Genomic DNA, 23,718 nt, shown 5'->3' on the forward strand with positions numbered 1-23,718 from the left:
GCTTGGGCGCGCGGGGGGCGTGTGCCACGGCCAGGGCGAGGGCCCCAAGGCCGGCCACGGCGACGACGGCGATTGCCGTCACCACGCGCCAGTCACGCCAGAAGCGACCTTTGCGGCCGTCCAGCTCAATAGGATCGAATTCGGTCAACGTTCTATCCCAGCAGGACTCGGGTCGCCGCCGTCACGTCGGCCTGGCGCATCAGGCTTTCGCCGACCAGCATGGCCGTGGCGCCGGCCGCCTCCATCCGCACCACGTCGTCATGGACGAACAGACCGCTTTCCGTGACCAGCAGGGCGTCCTTGGGCGCTTGGGCGGCCAGGCGCTCGGTGACGGCCAGGTCGACCACGAAGCTCTTCAGGTCGCGGTTGTTGATGCCGACCAGGGTCGAGCCCAACTGGCCGGCGCGGTCCATCTCGGCCTCGTCGTGCACCTCGACCAGGACGTCCATGCCCAGGCGGGCGGCTTCGCTGATCAGGTCGGCGGCCAGGGCGTCGTCGATCATCGCCAGGATCACCAGGATGGCGTCGGCCCCCAGGGCGCGGCTCTCGGCCACCTGCCAGGGATCGACCAGGAAATCCTTGCGGATGCAGGGCAGGGCGACCGCCGCGCGGGCGTCGATCAGATAGCCGTCGGCGCCCTGGAAGCTGGGACCGTCGGTCAGGACCGACAGGCAGGCCGCGCCGCCGGCCGCATAGGCGCGGGCCAGGGCCGGCGGGTCGAAGTCGGCGCGGATCAGGCCCTTGGACGGCGAGGCCTTCTTGATCTCGGCGATCAGGGCCAGCTTTCCGGGACTATGGGCGGCCTCAAGGGCGGCCTTGAAACCGCGGGGACCGTTGGCGGCCTTGGCCGCGGCCTCGACCTGGGCGATGGACCGCCGACGCTTGCGGTCGGCCACGTCCTCGCGCTTGTAGGCGGCGATCTTGGCGAGGATGTCGGTCATGCGCTTACGGGTTCACTGTTGGTGGCGGCCACCAGACCGGCCAGGGCGGCCTGGGCGCGGCCATCGTCCAGCACGGCGCCCGCCAGCTCGACGCCTTCGCGCAGGGTCTCGACCTTGTCGGCCACCAGGAAGGCGGCTGCGGCGTTGAGCATGACGATGTCGCGATAGGCGCCCTTCTGACCGTCCAGCAGGGCGGTCAGGGCGGCGGCGTTGAAGGCCGGATCGCCGCCGGTGATGTCGGCCAGGGCCGCGCGCGGCAGGCCCACGGCTTCCGGGGTGATCGTGAACAGGCGAAGAGACCCGTCGCGCCACTCGGCGACCTCGGTCTCGCCGGTGGTGGTCAGCTCGTCCATGCCCTCGCCGTGCACCGACCAGGCGCGCTCTGCGCCCAGGGCCCCCAGGGCCTTGGCCACGGGTTCGACGAAGCGGTGGGTCGAGACGCCGACGACCTGGCGCTTGGCGCCGGCGGGATTGGTCAGCGGGCCCAGCAGGTTGAAGATGGTGCGGAAGCCCAACTGCTGGCGGATCGGCGAGACGTGCTTCATCGCCCCGTGGTGGGCCTGGGCGAACAGGAAGCAGATGCCGGCCGTATCGAGCGCGTGACGCTGCTGGGCCAGGCTGGCGTCGATATTGACGCCCAGGGCGGCCAGGACGTCGGCGGTGCCCGACTTGGAGGTGATCGCCCGGTTGCCGTGCTTGGCGACCTTCAGCCCACCGCCGGCGGCCACGAAGCCCACGGCGGTGGAGATGTTCAGGGTGTGCAGGCCATCGCCCCCGGTGCCGCAGACGTCGATCACGTCATAGGGGTGCTCCAGGTGGATGGCCGCCCGGCGCATGGCGCGGGCGCAGGCGGTGATCTCGCCCACGGTCTCGCCGCGCAGGCGCATGGCGGTGACCGCCGCGGCCACCTGGGCCGGGGTCGGTTCGCCGCGCAGGCAGGCGGCGAAGAAGATCTCGGCGTCTTCCTCGTCCAGGGTCTGGCCGTCGGCCAGCTTGGCCAGCAGGGGTTTGAAGGCGTCCGACATGGTCTAGACCCAGATCGCCGCGTCGCGCTGGACCTTGGCCAGGTCCAGGAAGTTGGCCAGCAACTGGTGGCCGCCTTCGGTGGCGATGGATTCGGGGTGGAACTGCACGCCGTAGACCGGACGGGTCTTGTGCTGCACGCCCATGATCTCGCCGTCCTCGGTCCAGGCGGTGATCTCCAGGTCGTCGGGCAGGGTGGCCTTGTCGACCGCCAGGCTGTGATAGCGGGTGGCGACGAACGGGTTGGGCAGGCCCTTGAACACGCCCTGGTCGTTGTGGAAGATCTTGCTGGTCTTGCCGTGCATCACTGCCTTGGCGCGGATCACGTCGCCGCCATAGGCCTGGCCGATGGCCTGGTGGCCCAGGCACACGCCCAGGATCGCCAGGTCGTCGGGCGCGCCGCGCAGCAGCGGCAGGCAGATGCCGGCCTGGTCGGGGGCCTTGGGGCCCGGCGACAGCAGCACCGCCTGCGGGCGAAGGCCCAGGGCCTCCTGCACCGACAGGTCGTCGTTGCGATGCACGACGGTGTCGGCACCCAGCTCGTTCAGATAGTGAACGAGGTTGTAGGTGAAGCTGTCGTAGTTATCGATGACCAGGATCATGACGCCGCCAAGCTCTAGGAATAGACCGCCCGAACGCTGCGGGTCCTTACGCGCGGTCATGGACGCAGGGGTACATCGTCCAGTTCAGCCGGGGTTGCAAGGGCCAGGCTAGGGCTCAGGTCAAAGCGCGCTCGGCCAGCGCCGTCGTCAGGGCCGCGACGACGCTGTCCCAATCGCCCGCCGCAGGTTGAGGAAACTGCCGCAGGCCGGCGTACCAGGGGGTGTCCTCGCGCTCCAGTTCCCAGCGCCAGCAGGTGTCAAAGCGGTTCAGCAGCCAGACCGGTGTTCCAATGGCTCCGGCCAGGTGGGCGACGGCGGTGTCGACGCTGATCACCAGGTCCAGATTGGCGACCAGGGCCGCGGTCTCGGCGAAGCTGGTCAGATCGCTGGTGAAGTCGTTGATCGCCATGCCCAGTGGTGGGTCGCGCGCCTCCAGGCCCGGTTCATCCTTCTGCAGGGACACGAAGGTCACGCCCGGCACGGAGGCCAGGGGCGCGAGTTGTGCGAGCCGAACGGAGCGGCGCTTGTCGACCGCGTCGATTTTCGGCTGCCCGGGACGTCGCCCGCCGGACCAGACCAGGCCGACCTTCAGACCCTTCAGCGACGCCAGGCGCGAGGCCCAGGCCGCCACGCGCTCAGGATCGGGCCGCAGATAGGGCGCGCCGTCGATGGTCCGATGATCCTGTTCCAACACCCCGCCCAGGCTGAGCAGCGGCAGATGGGCGTCGAAGGGGGGCAGGGGATCGCCGTACCTGATGACCTCGATCCCGGGCCATTGGTCACGCAGCAGCGAAATCAGCGGCGGGTGGACCTCCAGGATCAACCGCGCGTCGGGCGCCAGGCGGGCGGCCGCCAACGGCGCCAGGCGACAAAATTGCAGGATGTCGCCCAAGCCCTGTTCGGCGGTGATCAGCAGCGTGCCGCCGGGCAAAGGGGATCCGTCCCATTCCGGTTGGGTGAAGACGCGGTTGTCCGGTCGGCCGTCGGTCTTCCAGCGCCAGTGGTAATGCGCCCAGCCTTCGCGATGCTGGCCAGCCTTCAACAGGGTCGTGCCGAGATTGTAGTGCAGCTCGGCGTCCTCGGGCGCCAAATCCAGGGCGGTGCGGTAGACCATCTCGGCGTCGGCGACCCGGCCCAAATCCGACAGCGTCACGCCCAGGTCGTGGAGGATTCGCGGATCGTCTTGCCCGAGTCGCAACGCTTGCTGCAGAACCTGGCCGGCCTCATCGAGCCGGCGCTGGCGGTGCAGCGACTTGCCCAGGTTGTGGCGCGCGCCGACATGGTGCGGATCCAGTGCGATCGCGGCGCGGAAGCAGGTCTCGGCCTCGGCGTAACGCTCCAGATCCATCAGGGCGATGCCGAGATTGTTGCGGAAGACCAGCGAGTCCGGCGACAGTTTGACCGCCCGCCGAAAGAAGACGAGGGCGTCGGCGTTGCGGCCCTGCCTGCCTAGGACGAGGCCCAGATTGTTGAGGGCTTCCAGCGCCTGGGGCGCGCGTGCGATGACCTTGCGGTAGCGGGCCTCGGCCTCGACCCAGCGACCGAGCTGTTGCAGCGCCACGCCCTCGCCGAACACGTGGTGGATCTTGCCGGGTTCCAGCGCGCGGGCCTTGTCGGCCCAATCCCGCGCCAGGTCGGGCCGGTCGAACTGCTCGGCCAGCAGGCTCATTAGCCGCCAGGCCTCCACGTGGCGAGGATCCGCGGTCAGCACCTCGCTATAGGCGGTTTGCGCCTCGATGAACCGGTCCGCCTGGTGGTGGGCGAGGCCTTGGTGGAAGCGGGCGGCGATCAAATCCTGCACTGCGGTTCCCTTCGGGAGGAAGAACTGCGGAAACCACCTGGGGTCGAGCTTTAATGCATGTGATTCGCGACGATATGGAACATTGCGGCGGGCCGGGGCTCGGGCATCCTATCGCCATGAACCCCGCTGATTCTGCTCTCGACTCCGCAGCCCTGGCCTATGCCCGGGCCCTGCTGCGCAAGCCGATGCGTCGGCAGAAGATGGGACCGGTCCTGATCGCCGCCGCCTTCGCCGCGTTCAGCGCCGTGACCTTCGCCGTGGTGATGGTCATGGCCCCGCCGGCGGTCGTCCAGCATCTGCCGTCCGACCGCCTGGGCGACCCGCCCAGCTAGGCGAAACGCCAAGCCTCTTCGGCCGCGCGCTTCAGGGCGCGGGACTTGTGCAGGGTCTCGTCATATTCGGCGTCCGGGTCGCTGTCGGCCACGACGCCGCCGCCGGCCTGGACGTACATCATGCCGTCCTTGACCAGGGCCGTGCGCAGCACGATGCAGGTGTCGACCGAGCCGTCGGCGCCGATATAGCCCACCGCCCCGGCGTAGCCGATGCCGCGCTTTTCGACCTCCAGCTCGTCGATGATCTCCATGGCCCGCACCTTGGGCGCGCCCGAGAGCGTGCCGGCGGGCAGGGCGGCCATCAGCACGTCGACCGGATCCACGCCGTCGGGCGCGTCGCCCTCGACGTTGGAGACGATGTGCATGACGTGGCTGTAGCGCTCGATCTTGAAGCTGTCGGTCACGCGGACGTTGGCGTGCTTGGCCTTGGCCGCCGGGTCGTTGCCGCCGGCGTGCTTGAGCATGGCCACCCGGCCCACGTCGTTGCGGCCCAGGTCCAGCAGCATCAGGTGCTCGGACCGTTCCTTGGGATCGGCCAGCAGCTCCTTTTCCAGCGCCAGGTCCTGTTCGGGCGTGGCGCCGCGCGGACGGGTGCCGGCGATCGGGCGGATGGTGATCTTGCCGTCGCGCAGGCGCACCAGGATCTCGGGCGAGGAGCCCACCAGGTTGAAGCCGTCCAGGTCCAGGAAGAACAGGAACGGCGATGGATTGGTCCGCCGCAGCGAGCGGTAGAGGGCGAACGGCTCCAGCGGGAACGGCGCGCGGAAGCGGTGGCTGGGCACCACCTGGAAGATGTCGCCGGCCCGGATGTACTCTTTGGCCTTTTCGACCACGACCGCGTAGTCCTCGCGGCTGACCGGGGTGGTGAACTCGGCCTGGCCGTGGCTCTGGCGCGGGACCTGTTGGGTCAACGGGCCACGCAGATCGGCCATCACCGACTCGATCCGGCCCTGGGCGGCGGCGTAGGCCTGGGCGGCCGACACGCCGGCTTGCGGCCGGGCGGTGGTGACCAGGATGATCTCCTGGGCGATGGCGTCGAACACCGCCACGATCGACGGCCGGGTCATGATCCCGTCCGGCAGGCCCAGCGTGTCTTCGTTGACGTCCGGCAGGCGCTCGGCCAGGCGGACCATGTCGTAGCCCAGGGCGCCGAACACGCCGGCCGACGGCGGCGGCAGACCGGCCGGCAGCTCGATCCGCGAGCGGGCGACCAGGTCGCGCAGGCTGTCCAGCGCGCCGCCCGCCTGGGGCGTGAAGCGGCCGGCGGCGATGTCGTCGCCCTCGGCGATCTCGGCCTGGTCGCCGCGACAGCGCCAGACCAGATCGGGCTTCATGGCCACGATCGAATAACGCCCGCGCCAGGCGCCGCCCTCGACGCTTTCGAACAGAAAGGCGTAGGGCCGCCCATGGCCGATCTTCAGATAGGCCGAGACCGGAGTCTCCAGGTCGTCGATCAGCCGGGTCCAGACCACCTGCGGGCGGCCGGACTCGTAGACGGTCGTAAAGGTGTCGAGACCGGGCTCCAGGCTCATTGAGCCAGGCCTTTGGGAGCCTTATCCTTGGGCTTGGCCGGAGCCTTGCCGTCTTCGGCGGGCAGGGTGCTGGTGTCGACGCCGATCGCCTGGCGGGCCAGGGTCAGGTTGACCTTGGTCTTCAGCTGGGTCCGGGCGGCCTCCTGGGCGGCCTGGCCGACGTCGCGGAACAGGCCCTCCGAGGTCTGCGGACGCAGGGCCTCGGTGATCTGAGCCACCTGCTCGGGCGCGCCCGGATGGACCTTCTCGACCACGGCCACCAGGTAGCCGCCCTGCGGGCCGCGCGCGACGAACGGCGCGCCCGGCTTGGCGCCGAAGGCGGCCAGCAGCAGGTCGCGGCCCAGGCCCTGGAACTGGCGGGCGTTCTGACGGCTGATGTTGGGCACGCGCTGCACCTGGGTCTGGGCCGAGGCGGCCACGGCTTCCAGCGACTCGCCCTTCTTGACCCGGGCGGTCAGTTCATCGGCCTTGACCTTCATGCGCGCCAGCAGCTGGTCGAGCATCCATTGCTGGGCCAGGGGCTCGCGGATCTCGGCCAGCGGCGGCAGGGCCGACGGGATGACCTTTTCGACGCGGACGGCGAAATATTCGCCCTTGCCGGCCTCGATCAGCTCGCTCTCGCCGCCCGCGGGCAGTTCGAAGGCGGCCTTCAGGGCGTCGGGGGTCAGGCCGGGGACCGGCTGGCCGCTCTGGTCGGCGCCGTTGGCGGCGATCGGCGAGGTGGTCAGCACCAGGGCGCCGGCCTTGGTCGCCGCGTCGATCAGGTTGGCGCCGCCGTCGTGGGCGTCCTGATAGGTCTGGGTCTGCTCATAGGCCTTGGTCTGGGCGGCCTGCGCCTTCAGCTCGGCCTCGATGGCCGGACGTTGCGATTCCAGGCTGGGCAGGGCGGCCGGGTTGATCTTGACCAGCTTGACCACCGAGACGCCGAGGTCGCCGTTGATCGGCGCGCTGACCTGGCCGGGCGTCAAGGCGAACACCGCGTCGGCCACCTTGCGGTCGGGCAGGGCGGACTTCGGCTTGGAATCGATCATCACCGGCTGCTTGCCGTAGGCGCTGGCGACGATGGCCGGCTGGTCACCCTTGGCCAGGCGCTGGGCGATCACCGCGGCGGCCTTGGCGTCGGGCGCGACGATCTGGACGAACGACCGCGTTTCGGCCGTGCCCAGGGTGTCCTTGCGGAAGTTGTAGGTCTTGACGATGTCGGCTTCGGGCACGGTCACGACGCCTTCCAGGGCCTTGGCGCTGAAGCGAGCCATCGACAGGATCCGGGTCTCGGGACGGGTCAGCTGGGCGGCGTGCTCTTTCATGAAGGCCTGGAGCTGGGCGTCGGTCGGGGCGCCCGGCCGTTCGACGGTCGCCGGATTGACGGCGAAGGCGGCCAGGTCGCGGCCTTCCAGGCCGTAGGCGGCCTGCAGGGCCGAATAGATGCGCGGCGCGCGCAGGCCGGCGGCCACGGCGCTGAACACATGGGCCTGGGCGATGTCGTCGCGCAACGAGGCCTCGTAGCGGGCGGGCGTCAGCTCGTTCTGGGCCAGCAGGCGCTGATACATCACCGCGTCGAACTTGCCGGTGATCGGATCGAACGGGCGCTGGCCAGGCGGCAGGCCGGCCAGCTGCTCGCGCAGGGTGTCGCCCACCAGCTTGTCGGACGCGCGCACGCCCAACTTGCGGAACAGCTCGGCCAGGGATTCCTGCAGCGCCAGCTGGGTCAGCATCCTGCGGTCGACGCCTTGCTGGACGGCGATGTCGGGCGTGATGATCTGGCCCTGGGCCTGCTCGCGCTTACGGTAGTTCTCGAACTGCGCCTTGAAGTCCTCCGGCGACATATTCCGCGAACCGGCCGCGATCACCCACTTGCCGGGGGGATGGCGGAACACGTCGCTGATGCCGAACACCGCGAAGCTGATGATGAGCAGACCAAACAGGACCACCGCGAACGGCGATTTGGCGAAGGAGCGGAAGCCGGCGAGCATGACTGGGAGAAACCTTCCTCGAAAATCGCGCGGATTCCACGCAGGGCGACGGAACAGACGCGAGCTGCGGGTATAGTAGAGCCGTGGGGGGCCGGGCAAGCGGCGGCGGGGCGCAACCGGTCTTGACTTCCGACCGGCCTGGGGTCCCAAACCGGGCGCATGACCCTTTCGCTGACCACGCCCCGGCCGCTGATCGCCGGAAATTGGAAGATGTTCGGCCTTCAAGCCTCGCTCGACGAGGCCCGTGCGGTGGCCGCCGCGCTGGCCGCCAAGCCGCCCGCCGCCCGTGTCGCCATCTGTCCGGCGGCCACCTTGCTGCACCGGATGGCCGAGGCCATGGCCGGCGAGGCGGTGATCGTCGGCGGCCAGGACTGCCACCCGGCCGCCTCCGGACCGCATACCGGCGACATTTCGGCCGCGATGCTGGTCGACGCCGGCGCCCGGATGGTGATTCTCGGCCATTCCGAGCGTCGCGCCGCCTATGGCGAAAGCGACGCCCTGGTGTCGGCCAAGGTCGAGGCCGCCCTGGCCGCGGGGCTCGAGCCCATCATCTGCTTCGGCGAGACCCTGGCCCAGCGCGACGCGGGCCAGGCCGAGGCGGTGGTCACCGGCATGGCCCGGGGTTCGCTGCCCGCTTCGCTGGCGGGGCAAGCTTTCGCCGTGGCCTATGAGCCGGTCTGGGCCATCGGCACGGGCCGGACGCCGACCCCGGCCGACATCGAGCACATCCACGAGGCGCTGCGCGCGGTGCTGATCGAGCGGTTCGGCGACCAAGGCGCGACCGTGCCGATCCTCTACGGCGGTTCGGTGAAGCCCGACAACGCCGGCCAGATCCTGGCCCTGCCCGAAGTCGGCGGCGCCCTGGTCGGCGGCGCTTCGCTGAAGGCCGCGGACTTCCTGGCGATCATCGAAGCGGCTTAGGGCGGATCGACATTCAGAGGTGACCCTACTTATATGTTCGTCATTCCCGCCCTTGTGGCGGGAACCCCCGGTTCAGCCGACGGTGCAGCGCCTTGGCGCGCCGGCGCGCCACACCTCTGCCCTTGCGGCGGATAAAGGGGTTCCCGCCACAAGGGTGGGAATGACGGGCGTTTAAAAGGATAGCTCGAAGCTATCCTTAGACCCGCAGCTCCGCCGTCTCGGCCAGGAACCAGTCGCGCAGTTTCAGGATCCGCGCCAGCTTGGGACTGTCGGCGCGCCAGACGAAGTGGTTGCCGGTCTCGACGCTGACCTCGCCGGCGAAGGGGCGCACCAGCCGCCCTTCGCGCAGGTCGCGTTCGGCCAGGCCGCTGCGGGCCAGGGCCACGCCCACCCCGTGGGCGGCGGTGTCCAGCATCAGGGCGGTGTCCTCGAAACCCAGGCCCTGCTGGCGCGGGGCCTCGTCGACGCCCATGGCCGTCAGCCAGATCGACCACGGCAGGCCCACATGGCGCAGCAGGGGGACGTCCAGCAGGTCGCGCGGCTCCTTGATCGGGTGGCGGACCAGGAAGTCGGGGCTGCAGACCGGGAAGATCCGCTCGATCATCAGGGTGGCGGCCTCGACGCCGGGCCACACCCCGCAGCCGAAGCGCAGGGCGATGTCGACGCCGTCGGTGGTCAAGTCGGCCACCCGGTCCTCGGCGCGGACGATCAGGTCGGGCTCGTCGGTCTCGCGCGCCAGCCGCTCCAGCCGCGTGACCAGCCAGCGGCTGGCGAAGGCGGCGCTGCTGCTGATCACCAGCGGCCCCCGCGCCGCCAGCCGGGCCTCGTCGACCCCGGCGTGCAGGGCGGCCAGGGCGGCGGTGACCTGGCCGGCCAGCCGCTGGCCGGTGGCGGTGGGGGCCATGGCGTTGCCCTGGCGGACGAACAGCTTGGTCCCCAGCTCGTCCTCCAGCTTGCGGATCTGCTGGCTGACCGCGCCGTGCGTCACGTGCAGCTCGCGGGCCGCGCGGCTGTAGCTGCGATGGCGGGCGGCGGCCTCCAGGGCGGTCAGGGTCAGGAACGGCGGCAGGCGCATAGGTCGTTAGTCTGGCTCACAAGTTCGGTCAGATACCATCGTTCGTAATTACCAGCCCGTCGAGCCATTTTAGCTGAGCAAGGCCGGTGAGGCCGCAACCCATGCTCACAGGTGCTCCGATGAAACTGCTTCTGATCTCCGGCCTCGCCGTGCTGACCTTCCTGTTCGCCTCGGTCGACAAGCTGTCGGCTCCGCTGCCCAACGCCGAAGTCCCCTGGGACGCCAGCACGCCGGTGCACAGCCCGCGGTGATCTTCTCCTGGCCCGCGACGCGGGTGAGGAGCAAAGAAAAAGGCCCGGGATCGCTCCCGGGCCTTTCCGCATCCACTCGAAAGCGAAAGCCTTACTTACCGGCCGCCGTCAGGGCGTCCATCAGTTCGGGCACGGCGGTCTTGTAGTCGGCCACCAGGCCGTAGTCGGCGATCTGGAAGATCGGGGCGTCGCTGTCCTTGTTGATGGCGACGATGATCTTGGAGTCCTTCATGCCGGCCAGGTGCTGGATGGCGCCCGAGATGCCGATGGCGATGTACAGCGCCGGGGCGACCACCTTGCCGGTCTGGCCGACCTGGTAGTCGTTCGGCGCATAACCGGCGTCCACGGCCGCGCGCGAGGCGCCGACGGCGGCGCCCAGCTTGTCGGCCAGGGGCTCGATCACCTTCTGGAACTCTTCGGCCGAGCCCATGGCGCGGCCGCCCGAGACGACGATCTTGGCCGCGGCCAGTTCCGGACGGTCGGACTTGACCATCTCTTCGCTGACGAAGCGGGTCTTGCCGGCCTCGGCGCCGGCCACGGTCTCGACCGGGGCCGAGCCGCCTTCCGCCGCCGCCGCGAAAGCGGTGGTGCGGACGGTGATCACCTTCTTGGCGTCGCTGGTCTGGATGGTCTCCAGGGCGTTGCCGGCATAGATCGGCCGGGTGAAGGTGTCGGGCGACACGACCTCGACGATTTCCGAGATCGGGGCGACGTCCAGCTTGGCGGCGACGCGGGGGGCGAAGTTCTTGCCGCCCGAGGTGGCCGGCACCAGGATCGCGTCGTAATTGCCGGCCAGGGCCAGCACGGCGTCGGCTTGCGCCTCGGCCAGTCCGTGACCCAGAGCGTCGCTCTCGGCCAGCAGCACCTTGCGCACGCCGGCGATCTTGGCGGCGGCGTCGGCGACGCCCTTGGCGCCCTTGCCCAGCACCAGCACGTCCACGTCGCCCGACAGCTTCAGGGCGGCGGTGACGGTCTTGTGGGTGCCGTCGCGCAGGTGCGCGTTGTCGTTATCGGCGACGACGAGAACGGCCATTAGAGCACCCCCGCGGTTTTGAGCTTGGAGACCAGGTCCGCTGCGGACTCGAGCTTGACGCCGGCCGAGCGCTTGGCCGGTTCGGCGACCTTGACCACCTTGAGACGCGGGGCGATGTCGACGCCGTAGTCGGCGACGGTCTTGCTCGCGATCTCTTTCTTCTTGGCCTTCATGATGTTGGGCAGCGACGCGTAGCGCGGCTCGTTCAGGCGCAGGTCGGCGGTGACGATGGCCGGCAGATCGACGTCCAGGGTCTGGAGGCCGCCGTCGACTTCGCGGGTGACCTTGGCGGTCGAGCCCGAGACTTCGATCGCCGAGGCGTAGGTGGCTTGCGGCCAGCCCAGCAGGGCCGACAGCATCTGGCCCACGGCGTTGTTGTCGCCGTCGATGGCCTGCTTGCCCATCAGCACCAGGTTGGGGTTTTCCTCGGCCACGACGGCCGCCAGCAGCTTCGCCACGGCCAGCGGCTCGGGATCGGCGTCGGTGGTGATCAGGATGCCGCGGTCGCCGCCCATGGCCAGGGCCGTGCGGATGGTTTCCTGGGCTTGAGCCGGGCCGATCGAGACGATCACGACTTCCGTCGCGACGCCCTTTTCCTTCAGCCGGACCGCTTCCTCGACCGCGATCTCGCAGAAGGGATTCATCGACATCTTGACGTTCGCCAGGTCGACACCGGTCTGATCGGGCTTCACCCGGACCTTCACGTTGTAATCAATAACCCGTTTGACCGGGACCAGAACCTTCATCGGTCTACGCCGCCTCCTGGCTAGTTTTCCTGCCTGCGCCGACGGGATTAGCGTGTCCGCGCGGCTTTGCAAGTTTCCCCTGACGTAAGCGTAATGCAGAAACGCCCGTCAGGTTCAAACAGTTGTACGATAGTTACACGCATGCGTCTGCTGCGCCGCACACACAAGCACATGCCAATCCGGCGGGATATGGGCGGGCGGCGGAAGGACGCCGAAGCGTCTAGAGCAGCATCGCGTGCTCGGCCCGCAAGGCGGCGCCCAGGGCGTCGACGTCGGCGTCGGTGCTGAACAGGCCCGGCGTGACCCGGATCACCGGCCCCTTGCGGATCCCCGTCCGCCAGATCGTGTGGATGCGATAGCGCTCGAACAGCACGCGTTGGACCCGCTGGGCGTCGGCGTCGGTGGCCATGCCCTTCAGGCGGAAGCTGGTGATCGCGCAGTAGCGGGCCGGGTCGTCGGGCACGCAGATCTCGACATTGGGCCGGTCTCGCACGGCGTCCACCCATCGGTCGCGCAGGGACCGCAGGTGCTTTTCCTTGGCCGCGCCGCCGACCGCGAAGTGGAAGTCGACGGCGGTCGGGATCGTCTGCACGGCGGCGAAGTTGACGGTGCCGGGCGGCACGCGGGCGTTGATGTCGTCGGCCGGCATGTGGCTGCCGAACGCGATGTCGATGTCGGCCAAACGGCTCTGGCGGATGTACATCGCGCCGGTGCCCAGCGGCGCCGAGGTCCACTTGTGCACCGACCAGCCGGCGAAATCGGCGCCCAGATCCTCGATCTGGAAGTCCAGGCACGCCACGCCGTGCGCGATGTCGACGATGGTGTCCACGCCCCGGGCGCGCGCCATGGCCACGATCTCCTTCACCGGCGTGACCAGTCCCGTCCGGTTGGAGACCTGTGTGACCAGCAGCAGCCGGGCGTTCGGCGTGCGCTTCAGCACGTCCTCGTAGGCGGCCAGGATGTTGGCGGTCGTCGCCGGCTCGGGCATGGCGAACTCCACCACCTGGGCGCCGCGATGCGTGCCCAGCCAGCGCATGGCCGCGATCATCGCGTCGTAGTCGAGATCGCAATGGATGACCGCCTCGCCCGGCTTCAGGGGCTTGTAGTTGGTGATCAGCATCTGCAGGGCGTCGGCCCCGCTGCGGGTGACGGCGATCTCGCCGGGCGCGCAGCCGACCATGCGGGCGATCGAGGCCTGGGCTTGCCGGGCGGTGGCGTACCAGCCTTCGCCGCCCGGCAGCACGTTGCGGGCCCAGATGGCGTTGGCGCGGTTCACCTCGGCGGTGTGGCGGGCGAAGGCCTGGGCCACCACCCGGGGCATCATGCTCCAGTAGCCGGCCTCCAGATTGTGGATCCCCGGTTCGACGTCGTAGTGGCTGGGCAGGGTCGAGACCGGGATCGAGCCGGGCCGCAGGACCGTCGGCCTTAGCGCAGCCGGCGTCTCGGCGATCGCCGCCGGCGCGGTCAACAGGGCGGGAGCGCCCGCCGCGACGGACTTGAGCAGTTGGCGGCGGCTGGTCTTGGCGGGCATCGCAGGTTCGATCCGAACAGGGGAGGACGCCCGCAGGAGGTCCGATCGCCGCGCGGTCCGCAAGCGGTCAAGCTGGCGCGCGCGTCGGAAGTCGCGGTGCGACCGCCAAGCAGGCGCCGACGCCGCGTTCTGGCGCATTAGCCTCTGGCCAGTCTCGCGGCGGCCCAGTATGAGGCGGCGCATGAAGAGCAACATCAAGCGCCTGCAGCTGATCTTCCTGGGCCTGTTCGTGGTCGGGGCCCTCAGCGTGTTCACCTACCACTATGTCTGGGTGTGGCCGAAGGCCCGCTGCGAAGCCAGGGGGGCCGACCACGCCTGGGCCGGCAAGTGGCTGAAGTGCGCGACCATCACGCCGCTCAACATCATCACCATGCGGCCCGATCCCAAACTGCCGCCGATCAACACCGATCCGAGCAAGATGAAGGGCCCTCGGGCCCAGCACGCGCCGGAGAAATAACCTTCTTCCTTCTCCGCAAGGCGAGAAGGCCTTCTACCGCGTCGCGCCCGGCTTCCACAGCACGTCCGCCGCGCCGTCGTCATTGGCGCGGCGCGCGGCGACGAACAGCAGGTCCGACAGGCGGTTGAGGTAGCGCAGGGCCGGCTCGCCGACGATCTCGCCCTGGACGCCCATCAACTCGACCAGCTTGCGCTCGGCGCGGCGGCAGACGGTGCGGGCCACGTGCAGGGCCGCCGAGGCGGGGCTGCCGGCGGGCAGGACGAACGAGGTCAAGGGCGAGAGCCGGGCGTTCATCGCATCGATCTCGCGTTCCAGCCGCTCGACCTGGCTGTCGACCACCCGCAGCGGCTCCCATTCCGGCTTTTCGTTCTGCTCGGGGGTGGCCAGGTCCGCGCCCAGGTCGAACAGGTCGTTCTGGATGCGCTCGAGCAGGGCGTCGAGCTCGGCGTCGCCTTTCGTGTGCTGGCGCGCGACGCCGATGAAGGCGTTGGTCTCGTCGACCCCGCCATAGGCCGCGACCCGCAGGGACGCCTTGCTGACCGGCTGGCCGGTCGACAGCCGCGTCAGGCCCTTGTCGCCGGTGCGGGTGTAGATGCGGTTCAAGGTGACCATCGGGCGGGCTCGCTTATCGAGGACGCTGGCGCGCCATTGGACGCATCAGTGGCTGCGCCACCAGAAGGCGGCGACCAGCACCAGCACGGCCAGGAACTGCAGCGCCACGCGCAGGCGCATCAGCTTGTTGGAATAGGAGCGTCCGAAATCTCCGCCCCGGAACAGGGCGTAGATGCCGATGCAGAGGGTGATCAGAACCGCGCCGAGCGCGATCGGGACCAGGAAATCGAACAGGTGGTTCATGGCGACGGAAGTTAGGCGCTTGCTTCAGGCTTGGCCAGAGCGCCGCCGACGCCCGGACGGATCCAGGCCGGGTGCGAGGGTTCCATATCGAGATTCGCCGACTCTGTTCGTTGAGTTCATTTGTCGCAGTGACCGGGCGCGAACGGTACCATACATAGGCCAAACGTTGCCGTTCGTTGATTTCGGTTCAGTTTTTAGGTTGCGCGCCCTTGCGGCACGGGATAGACGCGCCACTTTAAAATTTCAGTACGCGTTCGTTGAACATGATCAACTCCTCACCGCAGGTCATGTCAGCGCCCTTTCCAGCGGGGAGGCAGGAGAAAACAGCTTGGCCCAAAGCGCTCGCATCGCCGACGCCGCCTTCTCCGCGTCCGAGCGCGAAGACGCCATGGCTGAAGTCCGCCAACTGATCACCGATCTGCGCGACGCCGCACAAGACGGACGCGCCTTGGCGCGCCGCTACGCCGCCGTCCTTGAGGACGTCGTCGATGAATATTGCATTGAGTTCGAGAAGCGCGCCGAAGCCGCGCTTGCTCGCCTGGAGACCGTCCAATGAGTTTTGTATCCCTGAATATCGAGTCGCCGTCCGACGCCCCCGTCAAGCTGACGCGCCGGGCCTTGGCCAAGCAGCGCACCCGCGAGCGCGTCCTGTCGGCCGCCCGCAGCCTGTTCACCGAGCGTGGTTACGAGGGCGCGACCATCCGCGACATCGCCCAGGCCGCCGGCATGTCGACGGGCGCGGTGTTCGCCAGCTTCTCGGACAAGAGCGAGCTGTTCGACGAAATCCTGACCACCGACTACGAGATCATCTACGCTCAGATGAAACAGGCCAGCCTCGCCGCCACGACGGTGGAAGAAGGCGTGATCGGCATGTTCGCGGTCGCCTACGGCTTCCACGTCGACCAGCTGCCGCTGCTGCAAGCCAGCATCGCGGTGTCCTGGACGCGGTCGGAATCGGCCGAGCGCCGCAACCGCGGCCACCTCAAGCACATCTTCAACCTGTTGGCCGGCGTGATGAACCGCGGCGTCGAACGTGGTGAACTGAAGAGTGACGCGGACGTTAAGTTGCTCGCCGAGATCATCTGGGACGTGTATGTCGCCAACTATCGCCGGGCGATTTTCGACGCCTGGTCGGTCGAGGCATTGCTGTCGCGACTTTCGGATCAACTGAAAGTCATCCTGGCGGGCGCGCGCGCGTAAATACGGCCGAGGGCGGATGCTCTTTGTCGAGCGCCCGCCCTCGGATTTAATAGAGCGACGCTAGATCCGGGGGGACGGTGCGTGGGCGTAAGAGACGATCAGAAACTGGCGACTCGCGAGAGGGTTCTCGAGGCCGCGCAGGATCTATTCAACGAGACTGGCTATGAGGAAACCACCATTCGGGCGATCGCCGAACGGGCGGGGGTTTCGGTCGGCAGCGTCTTCACCACCTTCGCCTCCAAGGCCGAGGTGCTCAGCCATGTCATGACCAGGCGTCTGGGCGAGCTCTACGCCGAGTTCGATCGGGTCCTGCCCTTTCTGCGCGGCTCGACCGCTGACCGGCTGGGCTCGATTTTCGCCATCCACTATGAGTTCGAGACCCGGCGGGTGAAGCTGTTCCTGGCCCACATCGCGGCCTCCTACAGCTCCAGCCAGGATCCCGGCGTCACGCCCTACGGGCGCAACGAGCGGCTGACCGAAATGCTGCGCGAGGTGCTGCGGGACGGGGTCGCGCGCGGCGACGTCCGCCCCGACCTCGACCCTCAGACGGTGATCGACGTCCTCAAGGCCTCCTACGCCTGGAACTATCGCATGGCCGCCTGCAAACAGGCCTCGGCCAGCGAGCTGTCGGCGATGATGGACAAACAGATCCAGTTCATCGCCCAGGGCTGGCGAATGGACTAGGCGGTGACCCCGCCGTTCTGGCAAACCGCCAGGGCGCGCGGAAGATGAGAGCGTCCCTGTTCACCGCTCAGTTTGGGGTCGAGATCTTGTCTCTAGCGCCCAAACCTTGAAGGGGTCGAGCCGAGGACTGAATCTTCTTTCCCTGCGACCGGGAATAGGGTCTCGAAGCGCGAAAATAAATCACGCGATATCCTCCTTCACGCCGCCTGTATCTCGCGATAGCGTCTAGCTGTCGGAGTGGTTGGCGTTGTTGCAACCAGAGGGAGCGCGTCGGTCCCCGTGCCGGCTCATGCTCGCCCTGGGCATGGCTGGCGAAGGGGGCTCTCGATGAGGCCGGAAGAAGCGCAGTGGATCGGCGCCACCTTGGCCGCCCTGCAGGATATCTCGCCCGTGCTCGAGCTAGGGTCGTCGACCCTGGAATTCCGCACGGTGGGCAAGCCTCACATCGACCGGTTCGTCCACGCCCCCCTCCGGGAGCGAGGCGTCCGGATCGTGACCGCCGACCTGAAGGAAGGCGACGGCATCGAGATCAGCGGCAACTTCTACGAGCCGCGCATTGAAGCCAGGCTGCGGGCGGTCGGCGCGAAGGCCATTCTCTGCTGCAACATTTTCGAGCATCTCGAAGACCGGGCCGCTTTCGCCGCCAAGTGCGACGACCTGTTGCCGGCCGAGGGGTTCATCGTCGTCACGGTGCCGTACAGCTACCCGCTGCACTACGATCCCATCGACACCTATTTCCGCCCGACGCCGGCCGGCGTCGCCGCGCTGTTTCCCCGCTATCGGGTGGTCCATCAGGCGGTCATCGAAAGCTCCGACCGGTTCGACCCGATCGAGGTCGTGCGGACGATCGTGAAGTCGGCGATCCTGCGCGGAGGACTCCAGAAGACCAAGGCCCGGCTGCACAGGCTGCTCTGGTTGTTCCGTCCCTATAAGATCTCGGCGGTCGTGCTGCAGAAGCCGGCCTGAACCGGCGCCGGGTTCCCCCTCCGCCGCCCTCAGATCTTCGTCAGCTTCAAATCCTGATAGTCATAGGAAAAGTCCGCCAGCGGCGAGACCGCGCGCAGGGTCGCGCCCGTCACCGCGCCGTCCTTCACCGAGAACACCACAAAGGCGTCCTCCTGCGAGCGATCGACGAAGCGGGTCTTGAAGGTGTCGCCGTCGAAGGTCTCCAGGGCGCCGCGCAGGGCCGGGGTCTTGTCGAAGGCGATCTTCAGCCGAGCCTTCTTGCCCTTCCCGGCCACCGACACCGTCACCGTCCCGTACCAGGGATCGCGATAGGTCCCGGCATAGGCCGCCAGCGGCAGGGTGGGGGGCGCGCCGCCGCCCTTGGGGGTCATGGCCTCGGCGGCGTCCTTGACGGTCTTGGCGTCGGCCTCGGCTTGGACTTTCTTGCTGGAGGCGATCCAGTCGAAGTCGCTGCGCCCCTGCAGCCGGTCCGGACCGCCGTAGCGCAATGAGCGGAAGACGGTGTTCTCCTCGGCGTTGGTCATCACCATGATCCCCGACTTCCGGCCCGGCAGCAGGCCGGTATAGGAGATGAACCCGGCCAGGCCGCCGGTGTGCCAGACGATCTTCTCGCCGCGATGGTCGTTGACGAACCAGCCCAGGGCGTAGGCCTGCAAGCTGGCGCGCACCGGGTTGTCGGCGGTCGGGCCGTCGGACCAGGCGGTGATGGTCTGGGGCTTCCACATCTCGCGGCCCGAGGCTTCGGTCCACAGCCTGACCCCGCCCGGCGCCGCGCCCAGGCCCAGCTGGACCTGCATCCACTTGCCGATGTCGCGCGGGGTGGTGTTGAGGCCGCCGGCCGCCCCCGCCGAGTCGAAGCTGCCGTCGAACGGCAGGACCGTCTGCGGGCCCAGGCCCCGCACCGGCGGACCCATCCGGGCGTGCGGCTCGGCCCGCGGCCGGCTTCCGATCAGCGAGGGCAGGGGGACGCTGTCGGTCATCTTCAGCGGGTCCAGGATCCGCGTCTGGATGAACACCTCCCACGGGGCGCCGGTGACGGCGGCGATCACCTCGCCGGCGGCCACGTACAGCACGTTGTCATAGGCGTAGCCGCCCCGGAACTGGCCGCCGATCGGCAGGTGCTTCAGACCCGCCACGATGTCGGCCCGGCTGTGGGTGGGGTTGGGCCAGATCATCAGGTCGCCGGCCCCCAGGGTCAGGCCCGAGCGGTGGCACAGCAGGTCGCGCACCGTCATCAGCTTGGTGACGATCGGGTCGCTCATCTCGAAATTGGGCAGGTATTGGGTGACCGGGGCGTCCCACGCGACCTTGCCCTCCTCGACCAGCATGGCCAGGGCGGCGGCGGTGAAGGCCTTGGTGTTGGAGGCCACGCCGAACAGGGTGGAGTCGGTGACCTTGTCGGCCCCGCCCAGGCGGCGCACGCCATAGCCCTTGGCCAGGGTGATCTGGCCGTCCTCGACCACGCAGATCCCTAGGCCCGGCTCGTCGGGGAAGGCGGCCATGACCTCCTGGGCGAACTGGTCGATCGCCGCGCCCGCCTTGCCGGTCTGCCGCGCGAAGGCCAGGCGCGGCGTTGCGGCCAGGGCGCCAGTGGCGAAGGCCGACAGCAGGGCGGCGCGGCGGGTGGTGGCGATCATGGAGGCGTCCCGGATGAAGTCAGAGGCGCACTCAAGCCTAGCCGTGAGGGCGGGGCAAGGACGAGCGCGGCTGGTGCGGCCAGCACGGCGATGGTAGGGGCGACTGTCGAGGGGGAGCTTCATGAATTACATTCGCAAGACCATCCTGGCCGGCTTTAGCGCGGCCTGCCTTCTTTCCGTGGGCGCGCCCCACGCCAGGGCGCAAGTTCAGCCTTCCGTGCCGACGCCGGCCGCGGCCAAGGCCGAGACGGAGGTCGAGGCGCTTCAGACCTTGAATAGCGCTGCGGCGGCCGTGGCCTTGGGGACGCAGCCGATCTCCGCCGATCAGCTCGCGCTGGGCGATCGGTTCGTCAAGGCGATGAACCTACGCGCCGGCCTGGATCGGGGCGTGGCCATGGGGCTTGAGCTCGCCAAGGGCCAGATCGTCCAGAGCGTGGCGAACCAGCCAGCGGCGACCAAGGCCAAATTCTTGGCGGCCGTCGACGAGGCCCTGGCGGGGACCCGGGACGACGTCATCGACAAGATGATGCAGGGCTTGACCCGCTACTACGCCGTCCGGCTGACGGCGGCACAGTTGACCGACGCGCTGGCTTTCTACGAGAGCCCGCTGGGGCAGAAATCTGTTCGCGATCCGCAGGTTCTAACCGAGGCCGAAAAACAGGACATGGGTCTCTATGTCTTGAACCATCCCGCGATCATGGAGGTTCTGGGCGCGTCGGTCGGAAGCATGGAGGTCAGCCGGGGTTTGACTGATGAAATGAAGAGCCGGCTGAAGGTCCGCATGTGCGCCGCGCTCAAGACCCGGGGGCTGACTTCGGGAGCCTGTCCGAAGACGTCGTAATCCCCGAACAACAACAAGCCCGCCTGCCGGGGAGCAGACGGGCTTGCTGTACTGGGCCTGACGCTAAGCGGCTCGTCTGGTTACGCCCGGTAGACGTAGGCGCTGCTGACATAGCCGACGCCGACGCCGTCCTGGCCGACCAGGATCCACTTGCCGTCGTCGGTGCGGCCCAGTGCCTGGAAGGTCTCGCCGGCCTGGACCGAGCCCACGGCCTGGGCGCGGGTGGTGGCGCCGCTGCGCAGGTTCAGGGTCGAGCGGGCGACGTACTTGCCCTTGATCTTGGTCATCGGCGCGGCGTCGACGGCGTTGGACACCCGGATGCCGTTGCTGGTGTAGACGCCGCCGGCATTGTCGGCCGCTCGGCTCTTCTGCATCTGGCAGCCGGCATAGGAGCCCGCGCCCGCGCCGACCACGGCGCCGATGGCCGTGCCCGCGCCCTTGTTGCCCTTGGCCAGCTTGTTGCCGGCGACGGCGCCCAGCAGGCCGCCGATCACGGCGCCGGCCTCCTGCTTGCCGCCCGAGGCGTTGCAGCCGATGACGCCGCCCAGCTTCTGGGACATGGCGCTGGCGGTGGTGGGCGCGGCGGCCATGGTCAGGGCGGTGGCGGTCATGGCCAGGCCCAGGCTGATCTTCTTGGTGAGGGTCACGGTGGTCATGGTCTGGTCTTTCGTCCCTTGAATGGTTCGGAGCCGTCGGCCCCGTGAGACGCACCATGCCAAGGTGAAGCTGAACGGCGTCGCGGGGCGGCCGACAGATTTCGTTCATGTGGATTTTCCGGGCGATTTGCCGATCGGCCGTCCGGATCGCGCGATGCGAGCGCCTGCGCCTATTGCTATTGACGATTGCATCGATGCGGTCGTTACTACTCGCGCGCGCGCCGTCAGAGCGCCCGCGGATCAGGGAGGCGCACATGCGCGATATCGGTTTGAGAGCGGCGACCGCGGTGCTGGTCCTGGCCGCCGGGGCTTGCGACGGCGGCAAGAAGGCCACGACGGGGGGCGAGGTCGGCGCGATGGCCGCGAGCGCGGTGACGCCGGTGCCGCTGCCGGTCGGGCCTAACTTCCCGGTTCCCGCCGCCACCATCAACGGCTGGGTCGCCAACAGCGACACCGCGGCGATCCAGGGCCACGCCTGGAGCCTGTGGCAGGCCATGACCGCCCCCTCGGGTCAGTATGTCAACCAGCAGCAGCTGCCGATCTGGGACACCTGGGCCGACGCCACGACGGTCTTCCCGCAGCCCCAGGCCCAGGACGCGGCGCTCAAGACCGGCGCGGCGGCCAAGCCGAGCACCGATCGCAAGTTCCAGGCGCCGGCCCAGTTCCATCACACCAAGGACGCCCGTCTAAGAGCGCTGGCGATGGCGGTCCACGCCAACTTTCCCATCGCGGTCGACGTCAAGTTCGATCCCAGCGCCGCGACCTTCATCGGCTCCCCGCAGTCCGGACCGGGGGGCGGGACCTATTCCTACGCCAGCGGCGCCAGCCTCACCAAGCTGAACGCCTCGTGGCCGGCGGGGACCACGCCCCAGGACCGGGGCATCAACGAATTTCCGACCCAGGCCATCGAGACCAAGCCGGTGTTCGGCCTGGTCAAGGCCAGCGGCCTGACCGTCCAGCCGGTGTGGCAGGGCCCGTCGGCCTCGACCAACGCCGCCAACCCCACGCCCGACACCTGGAAGGCTTGCGTGCTGGTCCAGCCGAACGGGACGGGCGGGGTTCGCGCGGCGACGCCGGCCGAGATCGCCAGCGTCGCCGCCAGCGTCCAGGCCCAGAACCTGGCCTGCCAGACCTATCTGTGGGCGCCGCTGAGCACCTTCTACGCCGCCAAGCTGAACGCGGCCGAGGCCCAGAGCTTCAATGCGGCCACCGGCGGCGGCTCGGTTCAGGCCGCGGCCGGCGACTACAGCGTGTTGCTGGCCATGCACGTCAACACCAAGGAAATCCCGTTCTGGACCTGGCAGACCTACTGGTGGCAGCCGGGCGCCGATGCGCCAAACAACTTCCCGGGCAGCAAGCAGGGCCAGCCGGCCGGGCTGGGCGCGCCATGGAGCAACTACGCCAGCTGCACGGCCTACGCCCAGACGACGAGCCCGGGCGGCGCGACCATGCAGGTCTGCTTCAACCCCTATCTGGAGACCTCGCCCGGCATCCCGGCGGGGGTGACGTCCAACTGCGTGAGCTGCCACGGGGTGGCGTTGATCGGCAACGCCAACTACCCGGCCAACTACAACAGGCCGATCTCCTTCTTCACCGACCCGGCCTACTTCACCAACCAGACCACCCACACCGACTTCTCGTGGGCCGTGGCCGACGCGCCGTAGGGGTGTCCTCGATTTGAGTTGTCATCCCGGAAAGCGCGCAGCGCTTGTCCGGGACCCAGGTGAACCGCACCGCATCCGCCCAGTCCCCTAGGTCCCGGACAGCCTCTGCGAGGCTTCCGGGATGACAACATGAAGGGGCGAACGCCTGTCGATGTTCGCCCGTTAGACCGCCTTGTCGACCTTTTCGCCGATCGCATAGGGCTGGAGGATCGCTCGCGGCTTTTCGTCGGTCGGCGCGGCGGCGTCCTCGCGGTCCTGCTCGGCCTGGTCCTTCTCGGCTTCAGCCTTGGCCTCGGCGCGGGCCTCGGCGGCCTTCTGCAACATCTTCAGGGCCGCCGCCGCGACGCCGTCGCCCTGGTCGGGCGAGGCGAGGGCGGCCAGGGCCTTGGCCTCGGGCGAAGCCTCTTCCGCCGCCGGCGCGCCATCCTCGGCGGCCTTGGTTTCAGAAGGCGTCTTGCTGGACTTGCGGGTCTTCTTCTCGGCCTCGTCCATGGCGATCATCTTGTCGACATTGACGATGTCGATTTCCATCTGGGCCTTCCACTGGTCCAGCGAGGCCATGTCCCAGCCGACCGTGCCGGCGAAGACCATCTGCTGCTCCAGCGGCGACATCGCGTTCAGGTGCGCCAGGTTCTTGCGCGGCACGTTGGAGCGCATGTCCTGCGACATGCTCCAGTGGTTGAAGTCGTTGGCGGCCTGCTCGATCTCGCCGCTGATCGCGCCGCCGCTCATGATGGCCGCATAGGCCTTGCGGTCCTCCTGCGTGCTCTGGGTGAACCAGGTGCGGTCGGGATCCAGCAGGACCAGCTTGTGCAGGTCGACATAGGCCTGGACCTGTTCGGTCTTGGAGGCGCCCGAGCCGTCGGCCAGCTTCAGCAGCAGCGACTTGGCCTGGGCGAGCTTCCCCGGCCCCTGAGCGCCGGGCGTCAGCGTCTTGACGGCGTCCGCCATCGGCATCGCGGCCAGGGCGGTCTGGGCCGCCCGGGCTTCCGGCGAC

General features: G+C 68.7%; 24 protein-coding genes and 1 pseudogene. 10 read left to right on the plus strand and 15 right to left on the minus strand.

From position 1 onward, the window contains the following. Positions 1–152 precede the first annotated feature (152 nt). The 4 genes from trpC to WAL33_RS16230 form a co-directional block, all read right to left on the minus strand. Positions 153–941 (minus strand): indole-3-glycerol phosphate synthase TrpC, encoded by a 789-nt coding sequence (trpC, locus tag WAL33_RS16215; RefSeq protein ID WP_422182558.1) that lies wholly within the window; start codon positions 939–941, stop codon positions 153–155. Then, the gene (gene trpD, locus WAL33_RS16220) at positions 938–1,966 is read right to left on the minus strand and encodes an anthranilate phosphoribosyltransferase (protein WP_422182559.1); all 1,029 of its coding nucleotides are present in this window, start codon (positions 1,964–1,966) and stop codon (positions 938–940) included. The genes trpC and trpD overlap by 4 nt, the downstream gene beginning before the upstream one ends. Before the next feature lie 3 nt (positions 1,967–1,969). Further along, on the minus strand, positions 1,970–2,566 hold the full coding sequence (locus WAL33_RS16225) for an aminodeoxychorismate/anthranilate synthase component II (RefSeq protein ID WP_422182580.1): 597 nt from the start codon (positions 2,564–2,566) through the stop codon (positions 1,970–1,972). 115 nt (positions 2,567–2,681) lie between these two features. After that, positions 2,682–4,367 carry a tetratricopeptide repeat protein gene (locus tag WAL33_RS16230; protein WP_422182560.1) on the minus strand — a complete coding sequence of 562 codons (1,686 nt, stop codon included), beginning with the start codon at positions 4,365–4,367 and terminating at the stop codon, positions 2,682–2,684. Between the two features lie 116 nt (positions 4,368–4,483). Here WAL33_RS16230 and WAL33_RS16235 point away from each other — a divergent pair, with 116 nt between their 5' ends. Next, the gene (locus tag WAL33_RS16235) at positions 4,484–4,699 is read left to right on the plus strand and encodes a hypothetical protein (RefSeq protein ID WP_422182561.1); all 216 of its coding nucleotides are present in this window, start codon (positions 4,484–4,486) and stop codon (positions 4,697–4,699) included. Here WAL33_RS16235 and trpE read toward each other — a convergent pair. Then, positions 4,696–6,231 carry an anthranilate synthase component I gene (trpE, locus tag WAL33_RS16240; RefSeq protein ID WP_422182562.1) on the minus strand — a complete coding sequence of 512 codons (1,536 nt, stop codon included), beginning with the start codon at positions 6,229–6,231 and terminating at the stop codon, positions 4,696–4,698. The two genes, WAL33_RS16235 and trpE, sit on opposite strands and share 4 nt — an antisense overlap. Further along, positions 6,228–8,204 carry a peptidyl-prolyl cis-trans isomerase gene (locus WAL33_RS16245; protein WP_422182563.1) on the minus strand — a complete coding sequence of 659 codons (1,977 nt, stop codon included), beginning with the start codon at positions 8,202–8,204 and terminating at the stop codon, positions 6,228–6,230. Before WAL33_RS16245 ends, trpE begins: the two co-directional genes overlap by 4 nt. A 159-nt stretch (positions 8,205–8,363) precedes the next feature. On the opposite strand from WAL33_RS16245, the gene tpiA reads away from it, so the two are divergent. Beyond that, positions 8,364–9,125, plus strand: a complete 762-nt coding sequence (tpiA, locus tag WAL33_RS16250) for a triose-phosphate isomerase (protein ID WP_422182564.1) — start codon at positions 8,364–8,366, stop codon at positions 9,123–9,125. 196 nt (positions 9,126–9,321) lie between these two features. On the opposite strand, the gene WAL33_RS16255 is transcribed toward tpiA, so the two are convergent. Next, entirely contained in the window at positions 9,322–10,200 is an 879-nt protein-coding gene (locus tag WAL33_RS16255) for a LysR substrate-binding domain-containing protein (protein ID WP_422182565.1), read from the minus strand. Positions 10,201–10,319: 119 nt separating this feature from the next. Here WAL33_RS16255 and WAL33_RS16260 point away from each other — a divergent pair, with 119 nt between their 5' ends. After that, positions 10,320–10,451: a hypothetical protein gene (locus WAL33_RS16260; protein ID WP_422182566.1), complete on the plus strand. Its 132-nt coding sequence runs from the start codon at positions 10,320–10,322 to the stop codon at positions 10,449–10,451. Between the two features lie 91 nt (positions 10,452–10,542). On the opposite strand, the gene WAL33_RS16265 is transcribed toward WAL33_RS16260, so the two are convergent. From WAL33_RS16265 to WAL33_RS16275, 3 genes and pseudogenes are all read right to left on the minus strand, one after another. Continuing rightward, positions 10,543–11,484 carry an electron transfer flavoprotein subunit alpha/FixB family protein gene (locus WAL33_RS16265; RefSeq protein ID WP_422182567.1) on the minus strand — a complete coding sequence of 314 codons (942 nt, stop codon included), beginning with the start codon at positions 11,482–11,484 and terminating at the stop codon, positions 10,543–10,545. Continuing rightward, positions 11,484–12,230: an electron transfer flavoprotein subunit beta/FixA family protein gene (locus WAL33_RS16270; RefSeq protein ID WP_422182568.1), complete on the minus strand. Its 747-nt coding sequence runs from the start codon at positions 12,228–12,230 to the stop codon at positions 11,484–11,486. Before WAL33_RS16270 ends, WAL33_RS16265 begins: the two co-directional genes overlap by 1 nt. A gap of 220 nt (positions 12,231–12,450) precedes the next feature. Beyond that, positions 12,451–13,761: pseudogene (locus WAL33_RS16275) on the minus strand (aminotransferase class V-fold PLP-dependent enzyme); the annotation flags it as partial. Positions 13,762–13,942: 181 nt separating this feature from the next. Here WAL33_RS16275 and WAL33_RS16280 point away from each other — a divergent pair. Continuing rightward, complete coding sequence (locus WAL33_RS16280; protein ID WP_422182569.1) at positions 13,943–14,218, plus strand: hypothetical protein; 276 nt, start codon at positions 13,943–13,945, stop codon at positions 14,216–14,218. Between the two features lie 33 nt (positions 14,219–14,251). On the opposite strand, the gene WAL33_RS16285 is transcribed toward WAL33_RS16280, so the two are convergent. After that, a complete protein-coding gene (locus WAL33_RS16285; RefSeq protein ID WP_422182570.1) occupies positions 14,252–14,830 on the minus strand; it encodes a cob(I)yrinic acid a,c-diamide adenosyltransferase in 579 nt (192 codons plus the stop codon). Positions 14,831–14,875: 45 nt separating this feature from the next. Continuing rightward, the gene (locus WAL33_RS16290; RefSeq protein ID WP_422182571.1) at positions 14,876–15,073 is read right to left on the minus strand and encodes a twin transmembrane helix small protein; all 198 of its coding nucleotides are present in this window, start codon (positions 15,071–15,073) and stop codon (positions 14,876–14,878) included. Positions 15,074–15,461: 388 nt separating this feature from the next. Between WAL33_RS16290 and WAL33_RS16295 the strand changes: the two genes are divergently transcribed. The 4 genes from WAL33_RS16295 to WAL33_RS16310 all read left to right on the plus strand — a co-directional run bounded on the left by WAL33_RS16295 (position 15,462) and on the right by WAL33_RS16310 (position 17,923). After that, on the plus strand, positions 15,462–15,629 hold the full coding sequence (locus WAL33_RS16295) for a hypothetical protein (protein ID WP_422182581.1): 168 nt from the start codon (positions 15,462–15,464) through the stop codon (positions 15,627–15,629). Continuing rightward, the gene (locus tag WAL33_RS16300) at positions 15,626–16,273 is read left to right on the plus strand and encodes a TetR/AcrR family transcriptional regulator (protein ID WP_422182572.1); all 648 of its coding nucleotides are present in this window, start codon (positions 15,626–15,628) and stop codon (positions 16,271–16,273) included. The genes WAL33_RS16295 and WAL33_RS16300 overlap by 4 nt, the downstream gene beginning before the upstream one ends. An 81-nt stretch (positions 16,274–16,354) precedes the next feature. Further along, a complete protein-coding gene (locus WAL33_RS16305; protein WP_422182573.1) occupies positions 16,355–16,957 on the plus strand; it encodes a TetR/AcrR family transcriptional regulator in 603 nt (200 codons plus the stop codon). A 327-nt stretch (positions 16,958–17,284) separates the two neighbouring features. Next, on the plus strand, positions 17,285–17,923 hold the full coding sequence (locus WAL33_RS16310) for a hypothetical protein (protein WP_422182574.1): 639 nt from the start codon (positions 17,285–17,287) through the stop codon (positions 17,921–17,923). A 29-nt stretch (positions 17,924–17,952) separates the two neighbouring features. On the opposite strand, the gene WAL33_RS16315 is transcribed toward WAL33_RS16310, so the two are convergent. Continuing rightward, positions 17,953–19,560 (minus strand): serine hydrolase, encoded by a 1,608-nt coding sequence (locus tag WAL33_RS16315; protein ID WP_422182575.1) that lies wholly within the window; start codon positions 19,558–19,560, stop codon positions 17,953–17,955. Between the two features lie 121 nt (positions 19,561–19,681). Between WAL33_RS16315 and WAL33_RS16320 the strand changes: the two genes are divergently transcribed. Next, positions 19,682–20,401: a DUF2059 domain-containing protein gene (locus tag WAL33_RS16320; protein ID WP_422182576.1), complete on the plus strand. Its 720-nt coding sequence runs from the start codon at positions 19,682–19,684 to the stop codon at positions 20,399–20,401. An 80-nt stretch (positions 20,402–20,481) separates the two neighbouring features. Here WAL33_RS16320 and WAL33_RS16325 read toward each other — a convergent pair whose 3' ends face one another. After that, entirely contained in the window at positions 20,482–21,057 is a 576-nt protein-coding gene (locus tag WAL33_RS16325; protein ID WP_422182577.1) for an SH3 domain-containing protein, read from the minus strand. A gap of 254 nt (positions 21,058–21,311) precedes the next feature. On the opposite strand from WAL33_RS16325, the gene WAL33_RS16330 reads away from it, so the two are divergent. Continuing rightward, positions 21,312–22,721 (plus strand): hypothetical protein, encoded by a 1,410-nt coding sequence (locus tag WAL33_RS16330; protein WP_422182578.1) that lies wholly within the window; start codon positions 21,312–21,314, stop codon positions 22,719–22,721. A gap of 162 nt (positions 22,722–22,883) precedes the next feature. Here the strand turns inward: WAL33_RS16330 and WAL33_RS16335 are convergent. Then, positions 22,884–23,718: hypothetical protein (locus tag WAL33_RS16335; RefSeq protein WP_422182579.1), on the minus strand; the 835-nt coding region annotated here is incomplete at its 5' end.

The organism is Caulobacter sp., assembly GCF_049283275.1.
In the GTDB taxonomy this organism is placed as follows: Bacteria; Pseudomonadota; Alphaproteobacteria; order Caulobacterales; family Caulobacteraceae; genus Caulobacter.